We start from the raw sequence: 2,927 nt of genomic DNA, 5'->3' as shown, positions 1-2,927 counted from the left end.
CTGGTTCGCCGGCGACGAGCGGCCGCAGCGCGGCAACCGCCCGCGTCCAGGGGGACAAGGGCAAGGCCAGAACGTGGGCCGCGGCCAGCGCGACGGCGGCATACACCAGAACCGCAACCCGTTCGCGCAGAACGAGGGCGGCGCGCAACCCGGCAATCGCTTCAAGCCGAAGCGCGACAACAACCGTCCGCGCAGCGGCGGCAATCAGGGCAATGTCGCGCATGGCCAGCGTCCGTTCCGCCAGGACGAAGCACTGCCGCGTGACGACATCGGCAATCGCCTGCACCCCGACGGACGCCAAGGCGGCGGCCGGCGCCGGTAGCTGCGCGACGCAAAAAAAGCGGCCGCAAGGCCGCTTTTTCGTACCGCGATCAACATGATCGCGAAACCGGAACGGCCTTCCCTGACCGATGGTCCCTGTCGGACTAATCCAGCTTCAGGGCTTTCTTGTTGCTGTCGCGGCGCTTCTGTTCCTTGCCGCGGTACTCGGCCACGCAGCCATCCTTCTTCACCATCACGCAATCGAGGTAGTCGGTGATCTCGACCAGCGCGGCGCGGATCGCCTTGCCCGCCGGGGTCTTTTCCTCGTGCGCGAGCGAGCCACCGAAGCCGCCGCGGAAGATGCCGACCGACATGCCGCCGCCCTTGCTGCGGCCTTCGATCGTGCGCGAATAGGCGATGTCGCCGGTGGTCGTATCGACCACGCGCACGTCGACGGCGAGATAGGCTTCGCTCGACTTGCCGCCGAGGCCGATGCCGCGGAAGCTCAGGCCGCCGCCGGTGTCGGAGGTGTTCTCTTCATACGAAGTCACCGTGCCCATGACCAGATACTGCGCGCCGGTCACCTTGCCGATCTTCGCGCCTGTGCCCGGAGCGATGCGGCCAGAGGCGGCGAGGTTCTGTTCCTCGAGCACCTTCTCCAGCTTGTTGCGCTCGACGACGCGGAAATCGCCGCTCGAGGACAACTCATTGGAGAGCATGCCCGACAGCTCCCAACCCACACCGCCGCGCCACCAGCCGGCACCGGATTCGTTCTTGAACTCGGCCACGCCAATCGCCGGGCGACCGTCGCCCGCGGCGAATGCGCTGCCCCCGCCCGCGACGCACGCAAGCGCGATCGCGGCAGCCATGACGTACTTCTTCATTGCACTCTCCCTGCAGTGGTTGATGGATGACGATGCATTCTAGTAGCGGCCCAATGCGCATACCAGCGCACTATTCACGCCCTGGCTGCCAACCGTATCACGCTTTCATCCGCGCAGGACTTTCGACCGAAGCACAGGAAAAAAGCGGCCCGAAGGCCGCTTTCCTTGCGCACGAGCCGCACTGCATTGGACTGCGCGGTTGCCGCGCCAGGAGCGCTACTTGCGGCCACGGGCGCGACGCGCTTTCGCCACGCCCATCCACGCAAGCAAGCAGACCAGTAGCAGCGCGGCCCACTGCGAGAGTGTGGGTGCGGAAACCGACGGGGCCGGCGGTGGCTGTGGCGCAGTGGCGGCGACAAGCGTGATGTTGTCCAGTCCGTTGTTGTCGTCGAGTGCCGGGTCGCCATTGACGAATGCGATGGTCGTCGAGGCACCGGTAGCGGTGAAATTCACGTTGAACTGCTGCCACGATTGCGTCTGGGCATTGGCCGTATTGGTGAAGCTGCCCGCCTGTACCCCGTTGATCAAGACGATGGCGGTGCTGGTCAAGCCCAGGCCGGGAAGACCGTCATGCACATTTCCGACCCAGAAGGACAGCGTGTACTGCGTTCCGGCCGTGGTGGCGACGGTCTGCTGGATGCCTTCGTTGCTGTTGGTGCCGTACCCGGTCAGATCCAACCAGGCCGAACCGTTCTGCGCAGGAAACGTACAACAACCCACGCTGACGCCGGAACTGACGGTACTGATTCCATTGGCGGCGCCGATGACCGTCCATCCCGTCAAGGCAGTCGACCCGCTCGGATAGTCGATGTAACCACCCGCCGGTGTGGCTGGGGTCTCGAAGTCGCCGTTGACGATCAGGTTCTGGGCGACAGCGGGTGCCGAGAGCAGGCTAAGTATTGCGACAAGGCCGAAAACAAGATGCTTCACGATAGGACCTCCAGAAGTGATGACTCGTCGTTGAACGCGAAGGCGCGTTTTCCCTGCACGCGGCAGTTGCGACGGGGTGCGCACGCACTGACCTGGCCCGCACCAACCGCTTGCCATTCAGATACAGGAAACAGCGCGCAATCCGGCAACGCGAAGCAAATTCGCGTGACAAGTCATGTGACGAGGTGCCCGATCGCGCGTGCAGTGCGCGAGCGGGGAGCGCCGCGGCGGAAACTGTGCACGCGGACGCTGCAGGCAAGCGAAGATCGGCCTACGTCTTCGAACGATTTGCGCGATAGCGTCGCAGCAGCGCGTTGGTCGAGGAGTCGTGCGCAAGGCCGGCGTCGTCCGTGGCGGCGATCTCGCCGGCGATCTTCTGCGCCAATTGCTTGCCGAGTTCGACACCCCACTGGTCGAACGAGTCGATGTCCCAGATCGCGCCCTGGACGAAGGTGATGTGCTCGTACAGCGCGATCAGCGCACCGAGTGCGTGCGGGGTCAGTTTCTGCGCGAGCAGCGTATTGCTGGGCCGGTTGCCTGCGAATACGCGATGTGGAACGAGCCACTCGGGCGTGCCCTCGGCGCGCACCTGCTCGGCGGTCTTGCCAAAGGCCAGCGCCTCGCTCTGTGCGAACAGATTGGCCATGAGCAGGTCGTGCTGCTCATGCAACTGGCTCAGCGGCTCGATGAAGCCGATGAAGTCGCACGGAATCAGGCGCGTGCCCTGGTGAATGAGCTGATAGAACGAGTGCTGGCCATTCGTACCCGGCTCGCCCCACCACACGGCAGAGGTGTCGTGGTCGACCTGCGCGCCGTCCAGCGTCACCGACTTGCCGTTGCTCTCCATCGTCA

2 protein-coding genes and 2 pseudogenes are annotated in these 2,927 nt (G+C 64.7%); 1 reads left to right on the top strand and 3 read right to left on the bottom strand.

Annotated features, from left to right (window positions below):
• Positions 1–322: pseudogene (locus tag VF497_RS05390) on the top strand (pseudouridine synthase); the annotation flags it as partial.
• 103 nt (positions 323–425) lie between these two features.
• Here the strand turns inward: VF497_RS05390 and VF497_RS05385 are convergent.
• The 3 genes and pseudogenes from VF497_RS05385 to pgi form a co-directional block, all read right to left on the bottom strand.
• The gene (locus tag VF497_RS05385) at positions 426–1,145 is read right to left on the bottom strand and encodes a CsgG/HfaB family protein (RefSeq protein WP_330886605.1); all 720 of its coding nucleotides are present in this window, start codon (positions 1,143–1,145) and stop codon (positions 426–428) included.
• 216 nt (positions 1,146–1,361) lie between these two features.
• Entirely contained in the window at positions 1,362–2,075 is a 714-nt protein-coding gene (locus VF497_RS05380; protein WP_330886604.1) for an IPTL-CTERM sorting domain-containing protein, read from the bottom strand.
• 271 nt (positions 2,076–2,346) lie between these two features.
• A pseudogene (gene pgi / locus VF497_RS05375) lies at positions 2,347–2,927 on the bottom strand (glucose-6-phosphate isomerase); the annotation flags it as partial.

It is taken from the genome of Rudaea sp., assembly GCF_036383415.1.
Taxonomy (GTDB): domain Bacteria; phylum Pseudomonadota; class Gammaproteobacteria; order Xanthomonadales; family Rhodanobacteraceae; genus Rudaea.
The sequence above is the reverse complement of the archived record's forward strand: the minus strand, read 5'-3'. Positions and strand labels throughout refer to the sequence as shown.

Coding starts and splice junctions, on each gene's coding strand:
- VF497_RS05385 (WP_330886605.1), bottom strand. CDS start 1,145: ATGAAGAAGTACGTCATGGCTGCCGCGATCGCGCTTGCGTGCGTCGCG.